Annotated in this window: 18 protein-coding genes; all 18 read right to left on the bottom strand. The window is 39.0% G+C overall.

All coding sequences use genetic code 11. The features are described from left to right. Positions 1-175 precede the first annotated feature (175 nt). The 18 genes from rpoD to LCL91_RS16485 all read right to left on the bottom strand — a co-directional run bounded on the left by rpoD (position 176) and on the right by LCL91_RS16485 (position 16,536). The gene (rpoD, locus tag LCL91_RS16570) at positions 176-1,291 is read right to left on the bottom strand and encodes an RNA polymerase sigma factor RpoD (RefSeq protein ID WP_098444279.1); all 1,116 of its coding nucleotides are present in this window, start codon (positions 1,289-1,291) and stop codon (positions 176-178) included. Between the two features lie 48 nt (positions 1,292-1,339). Continuing rightward, positions 1,340-3,160 (bottom strand): DNA primase, encoded by a 1,821-nt coding sequence (dnaG, locus tag LCL91_RS16565; RefSeq protein WP_224883931.1) that lies wholly within the window; start codon positions 3,158-3,160, stop codon positions 1,340-1,342. Between the two features lie 19 nt (positions 3,161-3,179). Continuing rightward, the gene (locus LCL91_RS16560; RefSeq protein WP_098444281.1) at positions 3,180-3,671 is read right to left on the bottom strand and encodes a YaiI/YqxD family protein; all 492 of its coding nucleotides are present in this window, start codon (positions 3,669-3,671) and stop codon (positions 3,180-3,182) included. A gap of 255 nt (positions 3,672-3,926) precedes the next feature. Then, positions 3,927-4,751, bottom strand: a complete 825-nt coding sequence (locus tag LCL91_RS16555; RefSeq protein WP_160918737.1) for a pyruvate, water dikinase regulatory protein — start codon at positions 4,749-4,751, stop codon at positions 3,927-3,929. Between the two features lie 14 nt (positions 4,752-4,765). Next, positions 4,766-5,407: a helix-turn-helix transcriptional regulator gene (locus LCL91_RS16550; RefSeq protein WP_369522966.1), complete on the bottom strand. Its 642-nt coding sequence runs from the start codon at positions 5,405-5,407 to the stop codon at positions 4,766-4,768. A 147-nt stretch (positions 5,408-5,554) separates the two neighbouring features. Next, the gene (gene recO / locus LCL91_RS16545; RefSeq protein WP_098444284.1) at positions 5,555-6,304 is read right to left on the bottom strand and encodes a DNA repair protein RecO; all 750 of its coding nucleotides are present in this window, start codon (positions 6,302-6,304) and stop codon (positions 5,555-5,557) included. 39 nt (positions 6,305-6,343) lie between these two features. Next, positions 6,344-6,481 (bottom strand): YqzL family protein, encoded by a 138-nt coding sequence (locus LCL91_RS16540; protein ID WP_159783265.1) that lies wholly within the window; start codon positions 6,479-6,481, stop codon positions 6,344-6,346. A gap of 100 nt (positions 6,482-6,581) precedes the next feature. Beyond that, positions 6,582-7,490, bottom strand: a complete 909-nt coding sequence (gene era / locus LCL91_RS16535; protein ID WP_224883929.1) for a GTPase Era — start codon at positions 7,488-7,490, stop codon at positions 6,582-6,584. After that, positions 7,483-7,881, bottom strand: coding sequence for a cytidine deaminase (locus tag LCL91_RS16530; RefSeq protein WP_159783267.1), 399 nt, complete (start codon positions 7,879-7,881; stop codon positions 7,483-7,485). Before LCL91_RS16530 ends, era begins: the two co-directional genes overlap by 8 nt. A gap of 12 nt (positions 7,882-7,893) precedes the next feature. Further along, positions 7,894-8,283, bottom strand: coding sequence for a diacylglycerol kinase family protein (locus tag LCL91_RS16525; RefSeq protein WP_224883927.1), 390 nt, complete (start codon positions 8,281-8,283; stop codon positions 7,894-7,896). Further along, positions 8,267-8,740 carry an rRNA maturation RNase YbeY gene (ybeY, locus tag LCL91_RS16520; RefSeq protein WP_224883925.1) on the bottom strand — a complete coding sequence of 158 codons (474 nt, stop codon included), beginning with the start codon at positions 8,738-8,740 and terminating at the stop codon, positions 8,267-8,269. The genes LCL91_RS16525 and ybeY overlap by 17 nt, the downstream gene beginning before the upstream one ends. Continuing rightward, on the bottom strand, positions 8,737-10,863 hold the full coding sequence (locus LCL91_RS16515) for an HD family phosphohydrolase (protein ID WP_224883924.1): 2,127 nt from the start codon (positions 10,861-10,863) through the stop codon (positions 8,737-8,739). The genes ybeY and LCL91_RS16515 overlap by 4 nt, the downstream gene beginning before the upstream one ends. A gap of 222 nt (positions 10,864-11,085) precedes the next feature. Then, the gene (locus tag LCL91_RS16510; protein WP_224883923.1) at positions 11,086-12,048 is read right to left on the bottom strand and encodes a PhoH family protein; all 963 of its coding nucleotides are present in this window, start codon (positions 12,046-12,048) and stop codon (positions 11,086-11,088) included. Positions 12,049-12,054: 6 nt separating this feature from the next. Continuing rightward, positions 12,055-13,242: a sporulation protein YqfD gene (yqfD, locus tag LCL91_RS16505; RefSeq protein ID WP_224883922.1), complete on the bottom strand. Its 1,188-nt coding sequence runs from the start codon at positions 13,240-13,242 to the stop codon at positions 12,055-12,057. Between the two features lie 45 nt (positions 13,243-13,287). After that, positions 13,288-13,578: a sporulation protein YqfC gene (gene yqfC, locus LCL91_RS16500; protein ID WP_098444293.1), complete on the bottom strand. Its 291-nt coding sequence runs from the start codon at positions 13,576-13,578 to the stop codon at positions 13,288-13,290. A gap of 148 nt (positions 13,579-13,726) precedes the next feature. Beyond that, positions 13,727-14,176, bottom strand: coding sequence for a hypothetical protein (locus tag LCL91_RS16495; protein WP_224883921.1), 450 nt, complete (start codon positions 14,174-14,176; stop codon positions 13,727-13,729). A gap of 35 nt (positions 14,177-14,211) precedes the next feature. After that, a complete protein-coding gene (gene floA, locus LCL91_RS16490) occupies positions 14,212-15,201 on the bottom strand; it encodes a flotillin-like protein FloA (RefSeq protein WP_098444295.1) in 990 nt (329 codons plus the stop codon). A gap of 21 nt (positions 15,202-15,222) precedes the next feature. Continuing rightward, entirely contained in the window at positions 15,223-16,536 is a 1,314-nt protein-coding gene (locus tag LCL91_RS16485) for an NfeD family protein (protein ID WP_224883920.1), read from the bottom strand. Positions 16,537-16,605: the final 69 nt, after the last annotated feature.

Here is a 16,605-nt window from a genome sequence, read left to right as displayed (position 1 = left end):
ATTTTCAAAAGGGTCATTTGCAAAACGAAAGAAAAATCAGTAAAATAAATGACAAGAAATGTATCCTTTAATTCTTCATTAGTTATATTAACAAGTTAAATACGAATGAGACATAAACGCTAATAAATAATAAAAAAACTCTCTAACCGCTTAAGCAGTCAGAGAGTAAGTAAGTCTATTCTAGAAAATCTTTTAATCGTTTGCTACGGCTTGGATGGCGAAGTTTACGAAGAGCTTTTGCTTCAATCTGTCGGATTCGCTCACGCGTAACGCCAAAGACGCGTCCTACTTCTTCTAGCGTTCTTGTTCGCCCATCGTCTAGCCCGAAACGAAGCCTCAATACGTTTTCTTCTCGGTCAGTTAACGTATCTAGAACATCTTCAAGCTGCTCTTTCAACAGCTCATAAGCTGCAGCATCCGATGGCGCAAGGGCATCTTGATCTTCAATAAAATCTCCAAGGTGGGAGTCATCTTCTTCACCAATAGGCGTTTCAAGAGAGACAGGTTCTTGAGCAATCTTAAGAATTTCACGGACTTTCTCTGGAGAAAGATCCATTTCTTTACCAATTTCTTCAGGTGATGGTTCACGTCCAAGATCTTGAAGAAGTTGACGCTGAACTCGAATTAATTTATTAATCGTTTCGACCATATGAACGGGAATACGTATCGTTCTAGCTTGGTCTGCAATTGCTCGAGTAATGGCTTGACGAATCCACCACGTTGCATACGTACTAAATTTGTACCCTTTACGATAATCGAATTTTTCAACTGCTTTAATGAGTCCCATGTTCCCTTCTTGAATTAAATCTAAGAAGAGCATGCCTCGTCCAACGTATCTTTTCGCAATACTAACAACAAGTCGAAGGTTTGCTTCAGCGAGACGACGCTTAGCTTCTTCGTCACCTTCTTCGATACGTTGTGCTAGACTAATCTCTTCCTTCGCAGAAAGAAGGTCTACACGGCCAATCTCTTTTAGGTACATACGAACCGGATCATTTATTTTGACACCCGGAGGAACACTTAAGTCGTTCAAATCAAATTCTTCTTCTTTATTAACTTCTTGAGGCGAAGGATTATCAGAAGTATCTTCGATGACTTCAACACCTTGTTCCTCTAGATATTCAAAGAATTCATCCATTTGATCGGAATCCTGTTCAAATGGGGACAACCGTTCTACGATCGTAGAGTAAGTAATTAAGCTTGTTTTCTTTCCAAGCTCTACTAACTGCTCTTTCACTTGATCGATGGTTAATTCACCTTCCGCCGGTTGGCGAGTTGGTTTTTCAGCCATTCGATCCCCTCCTTCCATACATCTCAACAATAAAAATCAGTCATTATCTTAAAATGAATTTTTTAAGTTCTTTTTCATTTCAAGAATTTCCATAGCGATCTTGGCTGCCTGGACAAAATCTTGCTTCATTTCCGCTTCTTTCTTTTCTTTTTCTCTCTCTTCTATCTTTATCCATTCTGGATAATTTAACACCTGTCGGATATAATCATGTAATTCTTTGTCCGACACGTCATTATTTAAATCCATCATGGCCAGTTCAGAAGCAATTTTGACAAGGTTAGGATCAGTCAGCTGCTCCATGAATTGACTCACGTCAGCTTCATGGCCGTTAGCATAAAAGCTATACAGGTATGCAGCAATCGCACTATGCTCGTCAATATTAAACGAACCGCCAACCTCTTCCTGTACTTTTTCTGCCACTTCCAGATCACGCATCATATAAGCAAGTAAGATACGTTCTGCATTCTGGAATGCTGGTAAGAGCTTTTTCTTAACATAGAAATTTTTCCTAGCATTATTATCCCTTTTCGGAGGAGCATTATCCTTACTTTTCTTCCCCTCTTTAAAAAACTGGGAAACCTGCTGCTTTAAAGCATCGAGTGAAAGTGAGAATTCTTCCGCTAGCTGTCTTAAATAATGATCGCGTTCAACCGCATTAGGAAGACGGCTAATTTCTTTAAGTACTTCTTCGATATAGCGGATTCGTTCTCCTTCATCCGATAGGTTTTTTCCTGATCGAAAAACCTCCATTTTGAAAGCCATTACCGTTGGCGCTGCCCCTATTACATCCTTTTCAAACCGTTCTGCACCGTATGTCCGGATATAGTCATCGGGATCTAGTCCACCTGGCATTTTTGCTATTCTAACGTAGCACCCGGCTTCCATTAATTCGTCTGCCGCTCTTGTGGCAGCATTGGTTCCAGCCTTATCTGAGTCATAACAAATGACCACAGACTCTGTCTGTCTTCGCAGCAGCTTTGCTTGATCCTTCGTTAAAGCCGTACCTAAACTTGCTACAACGTTTTGTACCCCATTTCCGTATGCTGTAATCACATCAACATAACCTTCTAATAGGATTGCCTGATCTTTTAAGCGAATGGCTGAACGAGTTAAATGAAAACCATAGAGAAACTTTCCTTTTTGAAAAAGCTTTGTCTCTGGGCTATTTAGATATTTCGGTTCGCCCTCACCTATGATTCTTCCTCCAAATGCAACAGGTCTACCTTTTGGATCCCAGATTGGAAACATAATTCGATTTCGAAAGCGATCGAAATACTTTCCATCAAATTCTCTTTTGGCGAGTAAACCTGCGTCAGCCACTTTTGCGAGAGGGTAGTTTCTTTTTTCCAAATACGATGTTGCATAGTCCCAAGAATCAGGTGCAAAGCCTAACTGAAACTTTTCAATCATTTCTTTCGAAAAACCTCGTTCATTAAGATAAGCACGGGCTTGTTCGCCTTCCGGTGTCTTAACCATACAATGATTGTATAGTTTAGCGAGAAAGTCATGGGCCTTATATATGGTGTCATTCTCAGAATTTGTTTTTGCGCTACCGCTTTGATTCTCTTGCACTTCAGGTAAGTCGATACCAGATTTTTGTCCAAGACTTTGAACAGCTTCGACAAAGTTATATCCTTCAATTTCCATTAAAAACGAAAAAGCGTTACCGCCAGCACCACATCCGAAGCAATGATAAATTTGCTTGTCCGGCGCTACTGAAAATGAAGGAGTGCTTTCACCGTGAAAAGGACAAAGGCCAAAGAAATTTCTTCCTTGCTTTTTCAGTTGGACATAATCGCTAATCACATCAACAATATCTGTGGATCGGCGAATCGCTTCAATTTTTTCTTCTGGGATTCTGCCACTCATTATTTATCACCAACAGATTCTATAGTTTCGACAAATAAAAATAATCTCCTTCATAGTTCGACAATATTTTTATTAGTTCTTCCCGAAATTGAACTCGATCATCACTGGTAAACTTTCTTGGACCTTTTGTATGCTTACCAGCTCTTCTACTTTTAGATGCCAGGTACCGCGTATGTAAAAGAGTTGATATGTTCTCTTCTGTATACTGTTTCCCTCTTGGAGAAAGAACAAAAACACCTTTTGGAAGGAGCAAACTTGCAAGACCATAGTCTTGGGTCACAGCAATATCGCCTTTTTTGGCATGGCGATGAATATAGAGATCCGCTTCTTCCTTTTCAGAGTCTACCATAACCCACTTCGCCTCACGGAATGTCGTGCTCATATGAGCATAAGAAGCGACAAAAATCGTTTCTACTTCTGATAGAGCTTTCTGAAAAGACATAATTTCTTCTTTAATTAGAACAGGACATGCATCTGCATCGACAAAAAGCGTCAGTTTCTTTTTCGTCATAATTCTCTATTCTACATCTCCCTGAGTTATCCTTCTTTTGATATTTATGTTTTAACTTTCAGAATTTTAGATCGAACTATTTTAGATAACTACTATATTCTTCTGAAAGCCTTCTTTTATGATTATAGACAAATTTTATTGACAATATTTGATTATATACTAAAAATATTAAATTGAACAGATAAAAACGATAAAAAAACGCCATCATCGAGAACATTTTTGTCTCGAAAATGGTGTTTTCTTGTTATGCTTTTATTAAGATGTATGTTTCCCTTTATAAAGGCTTAAAATTAAATTAGCTGTTTCCTCTACCGCTCGATTTGAAACATCAATAACTTGGCAGTTCATTTTATTAATAATCGTATCGAAATATTCCAGTTCATCTTTGATTCTTGTCATATTAGCATAGCTTGCTTCAGCATTTAATCCAAGCGCAATTAGTCGCTCTTTACGAATGTTATTTAACTTCTCAGGACTTATTTTTAGAGCATAGCATTTTCCTTCTGCCACATTAAATAATTCATCAGGCGGATCGACCTCAGGGACTATAGGAACATTGGCTACCTTCAACCTCTTGTGTGCTAAATATTGTGATAAAGGGGTTTTAGAAGTTCTAGAAACACCAACAAGCACAATATCCGCAAGAGCAATCCCACGTGGATCTCTCCCATCATCATACTTCACCGCAAACTCTATTGCCTCTACTCGACGAAAATAGTCTTCATCAAGTTTATGTACAAGTCCAGGCTCATTTCGTGGTTCTTTCCCTATTACTGTTTGCATATGGTCAATCATTGGACCAATAATATCAATAGCCTGAATATTTTCTTTTGATGCGACTTCAAGTAGGAAATTTCTTAACTCCGGTACTACGAGAGTAAAAGCGACAATCGCTTTAGTTTCTTTGGCAAGAGTCATCACTTCGTGAATTGTCGCTGTATCTTCTACATAAGGGACTCTTCGGACATCAAAATCGGTAGGGTCAAATTGACTTGCCGCTGCTTTTACAACAAGTTCCGCTGTTTCGCCTACCGAATCAGAAATCACATACACAATTGCACGATTCGTTGAATTCGTCATATAAACCTCCTAAGCTAAATAATTTCGTCTTTAGCAAGATCCACTAGTGCTCGCGTTACATTTGTCTTTGTTATCCTTCCAATAACCTCAATACCATTCTCTACTTCTTTTACAATCGGCAATGCATCAATCTGCTTTTCAATTAACTGATTCGCTACTTCGATTAAGAGATCATCTCTCTGACATACAGTAATATTCGGCATTCTCGTCATAATAATTGTGACGGGTATACTTTCAAGATCTTGTTTACCAAGCGCAGCTCTTAATAGATCTTTTCTAGATAATACACCTACGAGATGCGCCAATTCATTCACTACAAATAATGTGCCGACATCTTCTAGGAACATGGAACATATCGCATCATAGACACTTGCGTTTTCTTGTACGACGACGGGGATTGATTTGTAGTCATCAACTTTAATTTTTCTTATTTTCTCAGTAAGAAGCTGCGAACCAGTTTTACCTGTATAAAAATACCCGACTCTCGGCCTCGCGTCAAGATATCCTGCCATTGTTAAAATGGCTAGATCTGGTCTAAGCGTAGCTCTAGTTAAACTGAGCTTCTCTGCAATGTGTTCCCCTGTAATCGGTCCTTCATTTTTCACGATCTGAAGGATGGTTTCCTGCCTATTGTTTAATTGGATAAAAATCACCACCTTTAATAAGGTTATACTTTATTTTCATTATTATATACGATTATACCATTTCAACGAAAGTACTCCGCATTGTTTTGTGAAAACGATCTGTAAAATACCTTATTTAAAATAAAAAACCTCCGGATTACATTCCGCAGGTTAATCTAATTACTCAAGTTTAAACCGATCCAACTGATCCAAAAAACGTTTTGATTTTAAATAAAGGCCCGAATAGGCATCAAAATAAAGGTTGAGAATTTGTCTAATCTCTTTTTTCGTTTCTTTTTTTAATGAAATATTTCCCAATCTCCCCAAATCAATATGGGCAAATAAATGTAGAAGTTCTGCCGTCCGCTTCATGATTGGAATGTTATAAGGATCTACTGAAAGACACCGATGACATAGTAATCCACCTTCGTTAATAGAGAAATGAAACTTACCTTCAGAAAGACCACAGTTCGCACACCGATCTAGTTGTGGTGTAATTCCCGCAACGCGAAGCATTTTAAGCTCAAAAATAAATAAAATAACTTCAGGATCTTTCTCTTCATTCAACGCATGAAGAACCTGATATAGCATTTCAAATAAATAGGGATTGGGTTTTCTCTCTTCTGTTAATTTATCAACTAACTCTGCAGCATATGCCGCATAGGAAGTGAGAAACAAATCATTTCTTATAGAGCGAAATGAATCAATTATTTCTCCCTGATTCAATCCCCCAAGACCCGATGTATGCTGATAAAGGTACTGTCCATAGACAAAAAGTTGTGAAACAGCAGAAAGACGGCTTTTAGGTTTTTTTGCGCCTCTTGCCATGACGCCAACCTTACCCGTCTCTCTCGAATAAATCGTCAGTATTTTATTTGTTTCACCATAGTCCACGGTTCGAATCACAATTCCTTCAACCTTTTTTAACAAGAACTTTCACCAACCGTTTCCTGTTGCAATTCCAAAAGGTCAAGAGAGACGAGGTACTTCTTCCATCTCGGCGAGAGAATCATTGTCTTCATCATTCGGTATTTCCATTTCCTTCAAAAGAAGATAAGTATCGATGTTTCCTGTTTCACAAAATATTTTCCAGGTAAACTCTAACACTTTAGATCCCACCTTTCATTTTGTAAAAAGTTTATCTCTTACCTCTAGCTTGACCTTACATAAGTCGGTTTATGTGATGGAATATTTAACAAAATTTCACTTAATAGTCATCTTCTCGATAACCATAATCACGTAATGACGAAGGTTTATTACGCCAATCCTTCACAACTTTCACCCAGATTTCCATAAATACACGGGAACCTAGAAGTGCTTCAATATCTTTACGAGCTCGTTTCCCAACTTCTTTTAGCATCTTTCCTTGCTTTCCAATAATGATGCCCTTTTGAGAAGAACGTTCAACAACCACCGTTACGTGAATATCAATGACATCAGATCCTTCACGTTTTACCATTTGCTCGGTTACTACCGTAACAGAGTGAGGAATTTCTTCTCTCGTTAAATGAAGAACTTTCTCTCTCACAAGCTCAGCTACAATAAAGCGTTCAGGGTGATCGGTAACATGATCACTAGGGTAATACTGTGGCCCTTCTTCAAGGTAGTCAACAACTTGCTCAAGGAGAGTATTAACGTTATTTCCCTGCAATGCAGAGATTGGAACAATTTCTGCAAAAGAATACTTATCTTTATAGAAATTGATCATTGGGAATAGCTGTTCCGGATGAACCTGGTCAATTTTGTTGATCACAAGAAAGACTGGGCTTTCTACATTTTGCAAACGATCTATAATGTACTGATCACCAGCACCAAAACCTTCTTCTGCATTAATCACAAATAAAATTAAATCAACTTCATTTAATGAACTCTGAGCCATTTTGATCATAAAATCGCCAAGTTTATGTTTAGGCTTATGAATACCTGGGGTATCAATGAAAACCACCTGAGCATCTTCTCTTGAATAGACACCCTGTACCTTATTCCGCGTAGTTTGTGCTTTATCACTCATAATCGCAATTTTCTGTCCAATAACTTCGTTTAACAATGTCGATTTCCCAACATTGGGTCTACCGACGATTGATACAAATCCTGACTTAAACACTTCTTTACTCATTCAAATCCTCCGGTGAAAATGCGCCAGGAAGTAATTCGCTGACGGTTAATTCCTGTATTTTTCCATCTAAGTTAGTTAAAATCACTTGCATTTCTGGGTCACACAGTTCTGAGATCACTTGTCTACATGCACCACAAGGTGGGACAGGACGCTTTGTATCAGCTACAACTGCAATGGCTTTATATGATTTATGGCCTTCTGAGTAGGCTTTAAATAAAGCCGTACGCTCTGCACAATTACACATACTATAAGCAGCATTTTCAATATTACATCCGCCAAATACCGTACCATCCTCAGATAGCAATGCCGCACCTACTTTAAACTTTGAGTAAGGCACATAGGCCATCTCTCTTGCTTTTTTTGCTTCCTCAATCAACATTTGCTTTTCCATTGTAATTCCTCCTTATGACTGAAACAACTGAGCAATCGGTTCAAAAAAGAGAAGGACACCGATTATAACTGAAATAACTGCAAAAAGAAAGACTGCTGCAGCTGACACATCCTTTGCTACCTTTGCTATAGGATGTTTTTCTTCCGTAATTAAATCAATTGTTCTTTCAATGCCTGTATTTAGTGCTTCCAAACTTAGCATGATACCGATTACAGTTAGCAACAAACACATTTTAACTACTGATAACCCCAACACTAACCCAGCTATTACGACCACAAAACCTGCTAGGAGATGGAAGAGAAAGTTTTGTTCATTTTTGATTAAGTAACGAAAACCTTGCGATGCATATAGAAAACTTCGCAAAAACCGCACAAGCCTTGAACGCTTATCTTGTGAGGCCATATTGCTCTAAAAGTACTTTTTGTTTACCGAACATTTCTTTTTCATCTTCGTCTGTCATATGGTCATAACCGAGTAAATGAAGGAAACCATGAACACATAAAAAACCTAGTTCACGTTCAAAGCTATGTCCGTAATCAGTTGCCTGCTCTTTTATTTTCGGGACCGAAACAACAATTTCTCCAAGCAAGTGCGGTATTTGTTCCTCAAATACGATCGGATCATCACCCTCTTCTTCATCATCAAGAGCAAAGGAAATGACATCAGTAGGCTGATCTTTGCCGCGATAATCTCGGTTAATCTCCGTGATACGCTCATTATTTACAAACATAATGGACACTTCGCTCCCAGCTTCAACCCCTTCTTCCTTTGCTGCATGGCTCAATAATTTTTCAAGCATTTCAAGTTGATCTTGGTTTAATGTTTCAGTTTCATCAATAAAATCAATTGTTAGATTCATGAAGTCACCTTCTTTTTTATTTCTGTTGGATACTCAATTCGACTGTGAAAAATACCGTTCAACGTTTCTAGTATCGTTCTTGCAACAATGTCAAGCTCTTTTAGTGATAAATCACATTCGTCAAATTGACCATCTTCTAGTCTTTCAGTAATGATTTTTCTTACAAGCGATTCAATCGTTGTTGGATTTGGTTTCGTCATCGATCTTACCGCCGCTTCAATGCAATCCGCAATTCCAACAACTGCCGCTTCCTTCGTCTGTGCTTTTGGCCCAGGGTATCGAAATTCCATTTCTGAAACCGTCTGATCCGTCTGTTCACTTGCTTTGTAATAAAAATATTTCAATAATGTTGTACCATGATGTTGTTCAGCAATATCCACAATTTCTTTTGGCAATCGATGCTTTCTTAACATCTCTGCTCCATCAGAGGCATGCGATACAATAATCGTTTTACTTAGGTGAGGCGAAATCTTATCATGCGGATTTTCCATATTCATTTGATTTTCAATAAAGAAGTGAGGACGTTTTGTTTTTCCGATATCATGATAATAAGCGCCTACTCGAGCAAGAAGGCCATTTGCCTCAATTGACTCACAAGCTGCTTCTGACAAATTTGCAACCATCACACTATGATGGTAAGTTCCGGGCGTTTCCACGAGTATTTTTCTTAACAAGGGGTGATTTGGATTTGAAAGTTCAATTAACCTTGTAGTCGAAATAATGCGGAATCCAGCTTCAAAAAACGGCATTAATCCCAGAGTTAACATAGAAGATAAGAAACCAGACAAAAAGGCAAAGACAAAATGATAGCTAAGTTCAATACCACCATATTGGCCATTCTTTAACATTAATAATATAGCCACAGCTACTATGTTTATTAGTGACACAAGCAATCCCGCTGTTAAAATGTTTGAACGATGATTTCTCTTTCCGAGAAAAAACACTCCTGATAGCGAACTCATTAACACGTAGAATCCAATCGAAGCATTCATTGGCCCAGTAATTTCTCCATTAAAGAAAACACCAGCACAAACGCCAAAAAGTAAGCTTGAAGCAATTGCTAATTGTTCGTTAAAAAGCATCTTTATTAACATGGACCCTACTGCTGCTGGAACGATATAAGCAATCCCAGGAACTTCTATCCCCTGTAATAAGCTTGATAGCTTAAGGACTAGGAGGGTGCTAAGATAAATAAGCACTAGAATAAGGAGGTTTGTATTGGAAGAACGAACTCTTGATTTGACGTCTTGAAAGAAATAATATAAATATCCTGTCAGTAACATCACAAGAAGAGCCAGTCCTACATACGGAACAGCATCAAAGCCTTCATCAAGTAAACCAGCTAGTCTAAGCTGCTCCATGACTTCTCGGTTAATCATGGCGCCTTCTTCCACAATGATTTGTCCTTCGCGTATCATTACTGGCTGGACAGCTTCAATTGCTTCTTGACGACTTTGTTCCGTTTGTTCTGGATCAAGAAAGTAATTTGGTACAATACTTTGCTGTGCGACTGTAATCATCGCTTTCTTCTGGTCAGTTGGGAGCGAAGTAAGAGATAATCGGTCTTCAACATCTGATTTAGATTGCTCTAAATTATCAATTGATACACGATCAGTCATCACTTCCATTACCTCAGATAACGTTAGTTCTTTTATTAAACTAATTTGAGAAGGTTCCGCTTCAATTAACGGCTTTAATGTATCATCAGTAAGTTCATCAGACATCGAGACTGAAATAATTGATTGAAGTTCTGATATTTTTTCTTGAGACGTTTTGTTCTCGGGTTCATTCTTATTGACTTTATCTATCCCAGAAAACAAATCATTTAACTTATCAAACTGGGACTGTGAAACCTCATCACGGTAAACATATTTCGCATCAATTTGAGCGGCTTTTGATCGCTCATCTTCTGTAGCGGTTTTATTTTCTATCGTAATTGGTGAAGCAATATCATGATCAGCTCTTGAATATAGGGTAATATCCAGGGACTCTGGCATAACATTTGATAACATCGTTAAGTACATAATGAGCGCCACTAGTCCATAAAGCGACCATTTTATCATTTTAATTTGTTCGATATTACGGAGATTATTTTGCAACAAATGCTTAATCTTCGCAATCATAGCTTCCTTCACCTCATAAGTTCTGGCCTCTACTACTCTTCTTCATATTTTATCAGAATTCCCTCATTAATGGACCATAATCTTATAATATGTTCACGTCTTGATGCGCTTCTCTCTTCCTATCCTTTTTCCACTAGTCCGACTCTCCAACTAGTTTGATTAACCTGGAAAGTTGAGGGATAAGGCTCAAAAAAGGCCCGTTTTCAAACGGACCTTTTAAGCTTATTTTGTTTCATGTTCATAGGCATCAATAATACGCTGAACTAATGGGTGGCGGACAACATCTGTCTGCTGAAGATAAATAAACGATACATCTTTTACTCGTTTAAGAATTTTTTCTGCAGCAGCTAAGCCTGATTCTTTTCCCTTAGGAAGATCGATCTGTGTGATATCACCAGTGATCACCATTTTTGAACCAAATCCTAACCGAGTTAAGAACATCTTCATTTGTTGAGAGGTTGTATTTTGTGCTTCATCCAAAATTACATAACTATCGTCAAGGGTTCGCCCTCGCATATAGGCAAGCGGGGCGATCTCAATCGTACCTCTTTCAATCAGCCGAGTCGTTTGTTCAACCCCTAGAACATCATGAAGAGCATCATAGAGGGGACGTAAATAAGGATCTACTTTTTCCTTCAAATCTCCTGGAAGGAACCCTAAGCTTTCTCCAGCTTCAACTGCTGGACGAGTCAGTACAATCTTCTTCACTTGATTGTATTTAAGAGCCGTTACCGCCATAACAACGGCAAGATACGTTTTTCCAGTTCCAGCTGGCCCTATACCGAACACCAGGTCAGTCTTTTTCATCGCCGATACGTAATGGCGTTGACCAAGTGTTTTCACTTTAATCGGCTTTCCCTTAGCATTCGTGGTAATTTCCTCTTGATACAGTTCCAGAAGCTGATCAAGCATTCCTTGCTGCACTAATTGACACGCATAAACAACGTCTCTTCCAGAGATACTTGCACCTCGTTTGATGAGGGTGTGAAGAGTATGCACAACGTCTTTTACCATCGTGATGCTCTCTTCATCCCCTCTCACAGATATACCTTCTCCTCGAGTAACAAGTGACACTTTAAGGGCTTCCTCAATTATCTTTAAATGCTCATCACCAGGGCCGAATAAGCTTTGAGCTTCATTAGAATTTTCTAGCTGTAATGTAAGATCAACATAAGATTCTGCCAATAGACCTCAATCTCCTTGAATAATCGGTATGTCTTTCCCAATCTCTTCTATTATTTCATAGTGTATCTTTACGTTTACTTTACCATTCTCTACCTCATGGTGTAAAATCTTTTCCTCTTTAATTTCTGCTTTTTCTGATGTTTTACTTATTATGTCTTCTCTACTTACTTGACTAGCTGCCTGAAGCGCTTCCTTTTCTGTATACTCTCTCGTTACTTCTTTGGTTTCTAGAAGCGCTTTTGTTTGAAACGATAGAGGGATTTCCCATTTTAAAAAGCGTAAATTTGTTTCACTTATTATCGTCTCATAACGAGGAAACTCCGGCTTTGAAAATCCCCAAATTGGAAGATGAAAACCAAAAAAACCTACCGCATATTTCGTTTCTCTTTCACCAGTATTCGTTTCAAAAGTAGATTTTAAAGGGATAGATACATTTGTTATATACCATGTTTTCCCATAAACTTCCCCTCTCGCAGGAACGAGTTCACTTTTTTCTTCTTTTCCAATAAATCCCGAAATGAGAAGCTGACCTGGTTTAACATAATCGTTTTCTTTTACCTGAACCTGTCCTTCTTCAACATATATTTTTGTAATGATGGCTTTTTTATCAGCTACGATGTGCCTTGCATTTAAAGCTGGCTGTTTTTCAGGCAACTGTTTTTGAACGACTTCAAAGTGATAGGTGGAACCACTTCTTTTAACACCGACCCAGGTAATTTCTTTAAGACTTTCTGTCATTTCTTGCTGTAGCTCCTGATTGGATGGTAACTGAAATATGAATGCGCCTTTTTTCACTCCGAGTTCTTCGGCTACTTGCTTTAACTTATGCTCGACTTCAGGTGTTGCACCATTCACAGTGATTGACCATACCATATTCGATAAAATGAGAATGAGTAGAATGCAACTTATCACGCCACTCAGAAACCCTCTAGAGTAAACTATTTTTTTAAAGATAAAAGGAAATCCTTTCCTTTCATTAATGCGTATTTTACATCTTGTCCTCTTTAAATGCGGCCTAATACGTTTAATATCGGTAGTATAGAGCGATAACAAAATCGTTTCATTATCCACTCGAGAGATGTCCCAAATTGGAATATTGTACTCTATACAACGATTAATAAAAAGTTCCGTATAGGACCCAATCACTTTAATTCGCACATATCCAGAAAAAAGTTCTTTAATGTATTCCTTCATAATACCCTCCCGTATCGTCAGCCCGAGAATCGTTCGAGGCTTTTATCAGTTTTGGGGTTTATCAAGATAGGAAACATGTTCAATTTTGCCTTCCAGTAAAATTTCCTCAGGAAGGATTGTTTTCAACATAAAATCCTCTCCTTTTATTACCAATTGACCATTTTTAAGCAGTAGTCGGACTTCCTCATTAGAGAATTTGAGAACGCCTTGATGATTCTCTATGTAAATATGCAGCTGCCCAACCATCGTGATCCGCGGCAAATCCATGACCGCATCTGCTGGAAGCTCTAATCTTCTCGTTAACCAACTTTTTAGATTGTGCTTCCACTTTGCCATGGATACTCCCCCTCTCCACTCATCTTTATGAAAGAAAACACAAAACTATCCCACTTACATGCGATTACAGCTCCTGTTACCATCTTATGCAGTTGCCATTTAAATCATTGCAACCCATAAAAAAAAGACGCCATATGGCATCTTTTTTTTACCTATTTTTTTGTTTTACGGCTACCATTGAAGGATGGGGTTTTCTTGATCGCGGAGGGCCAAGAATTTCTGCCCATATAATGCCGTTTCGAACATTTGACTTGCTAATAGAAAGACTCTTATCTTTGATATATGGCGCTGATTTCACATTTTTTTGTACTTTCAGCTCATTCTGTGAACCGTAATTCTCACGTTTTGCCATACGTCCTAAAGCTTCCTTGTAAGCACTAACTGTATCAGGTTGAGCAGCATCTTCCTCTATTTCACTTGCTTCCATAGAACCACCTGATCGTGGGTTACTTTGTTCTCTTTGTGGCCGCTTTTGAGTCGGATTGGCTTTTTGTTTTTCTTCCTCGCCGCTCATACGCTTGAAGAAGCTAATAATACCACCAATTGCAATAATAACAAAAACGATATTGTTTAATAGCAGTTCAATAAGATTATCCACGACGATCACCTCCAACAAAGGATTGAGGGAATAGCTTAGCGATCATCCTCATCTTCTTCCTGATTTGGTTTACCGATCATGTCTCTCATGTCAGTATCTGCTTCAATGTTCTTTAGATTCATATAATCCATGACACCAATGTTACCAGAACGTAGCGCTTCAGCCATAGCCATTGGTACTTCAGCCTCTGCTTCAACTACTTTCGCACGCATTTCTTCTACGCGAGCCCGCATCTCTTGTTCTTGCGCAACTGCCATTGCACGACGTTCTTCAGCTTTTGCCTGAGCAATATTTTTATCAGCCTCAGCCTGATCTGTTTGAAGCACCGCACCAATATTTTTACCAATATCAATATCCGCAATATCAATGGAAAGAATTTCGAAAGCTGTTCCAGCATCCAGTCCTTTTGATAACACAGTATGAGAAATCATATCCGGATTTTCAAGAACCTTTTTGTGGTTTTCAGATGAACCAATTGTACTGACAATGCCCTCACCTACACGAGCAATGACGGTGTCTTCACCAGCTCCACCTACGAGACGATCGATGTTTGCACGAACAGTAATTCTTGCTTTTGCTTTTACTTCAATGCCATCCATCGCAACACCTGCAATAAATGGAGTCTCGATTACTTTAGGATTAACACTCATCTGAACAGCATCTAAAACATCTCGACCGGCAAGGTCAATGGCTGCACAGCGTTCAAAACTAAGCTCAATATTAGCTCGGTGTGCGGCAATAAGCGCATTAACGACTCGGTCTACATTACCACCAGCAAGGTAATGACTTTCCAGTTGATTTGTGTTTAATTCAAGACCCGCTTTGACCGCTTTAATTAGCGGGTTAATAACACGGGATGGGATTACGCGACGAAGCCTCATTCCTACAAGATTGAATATACTCACGCGAACTCCTGCTGCTAGTGCTGAGATCCACAGCATCACAGGTACAAACGTAAAGAGTATTGCTAAACCGATAATGACTAACCCTACAATAACTAATAATCCTAACGTGCTAGTGTCCATCATTTTCCTCCCTATTATTCCTTATTTACTTGCTCTTACAACGACTCTTGAACCATTCGTTTTTACAATTTTAACTACTGTGCCAGCAGGTAAAAAGCCCCCCTCTGTCACAACATCCATGCGCTCATCTCCAAAGTCAGCAATACCCGATGGCCTTAGCGGTGTAACGGCTTTTCCCTCCATACCTATCAACTCATTTCGAGTGGCATTAGACACATAACCTAACTCAGTTTTTGTTGAATCAGAGAGAATGATTTTCTTAAAGAATCCTCGATATCCAAAGATTCGAATGAAGAGGTAGGAACCACCAATTGTAACCGCGATCGCAATCAGGACCGCTAACAGAACGTATTGCATGGATTGTCCTGAAGCCAAAATAATACTCGCAACAATCCCAACAGCACCTAGAACCCCAAATATTCCAAAACCAGGAATAAACACCTCCACCAAAATGAGAACAACTCCTACAATCAACAGTAGTAGTGATTCCCAACCAGCAAATCCTGCAATCATATGACCAAAGAAAAACAGAAGTAACGCACCGGCACCCATAAAGCCGGGTACGCCAAATCCAGGAGAATACAATTCCAATACAAGGCCCAGACTTCCAATTGATAATAAAATCGGAATAATAATTGGGTTTGTAACAAAGCGAGCAATTCTTTCTGCAATACTCACTTCAGCATCACTAATTTTAGCTTCTTCAAGATTTAGGATATTAAGTAACTCAGTTCGATCCTCAGCCGTTCCTTCAGCGTACCCAACCTCTACCGCTTCCTGATCACTTAGTGTAAGGAGCTCCCCTTTTGGAGCGTTATAATCCGGGAGGTCAACATCTGGATCCGCCATAGCTAAAGCGTATTTTGGATCCCGCTCATTTAGCTCTGCTGCAGACTTCATTGCGGCGTGCCAAAAAGATTCTGCTTTTTTGCCGGCTGCATTTCCTGACTGGTCAATGATAGCGGCTGATCCCATTAGAGCCCCAGGCTCCATAATAATTTGATCGGCATTCAAAGCGATGTAAGCGCCCGCTGAAAGAGCACGGTTGGAAACATAGGCAGTGATCGGAACGTCAGATGCTTTGATGATTTTTGCAATATTATCTGCTGCATTTACTGCTCCACCAGGCGTATTAATTTCTAATACAATATGATCAGCGCCTTGATCCTCCGCATCCTGAATCGATCGCTTTAGAAAAGCTTCCAATCCACGTTCCACTTCTTGTTCAACAGGAATAAACGTAACGAGATCGCCCTCGCCTTTACTTAACACGAAATTTCCTGCAAACGGAAGAATAACCATCATCATAAAACAAACAGATACAAAGACACGCATTGTATTTTTTCTGATTGTGATCCCTCCCTCCAGCTACATAAGTATACGAATAAGGTCATCAAGAAGTTT

It is taken from the genome of Guptibacillus hwajinpoensis (assembly GCF_020171785.1).
GTDB classification, from domain to species: Bacteria; Bacillota; Bacilli; order Bacillales; family Guptibacillaceae; genus Guptibacillus; species Guptibacillus sedimenti.
The sequence above is the reverse complement of the archived record's forward strand: the minus strand, read 5'-3'. Positions and strand labels throughout refer to the sequence as shown.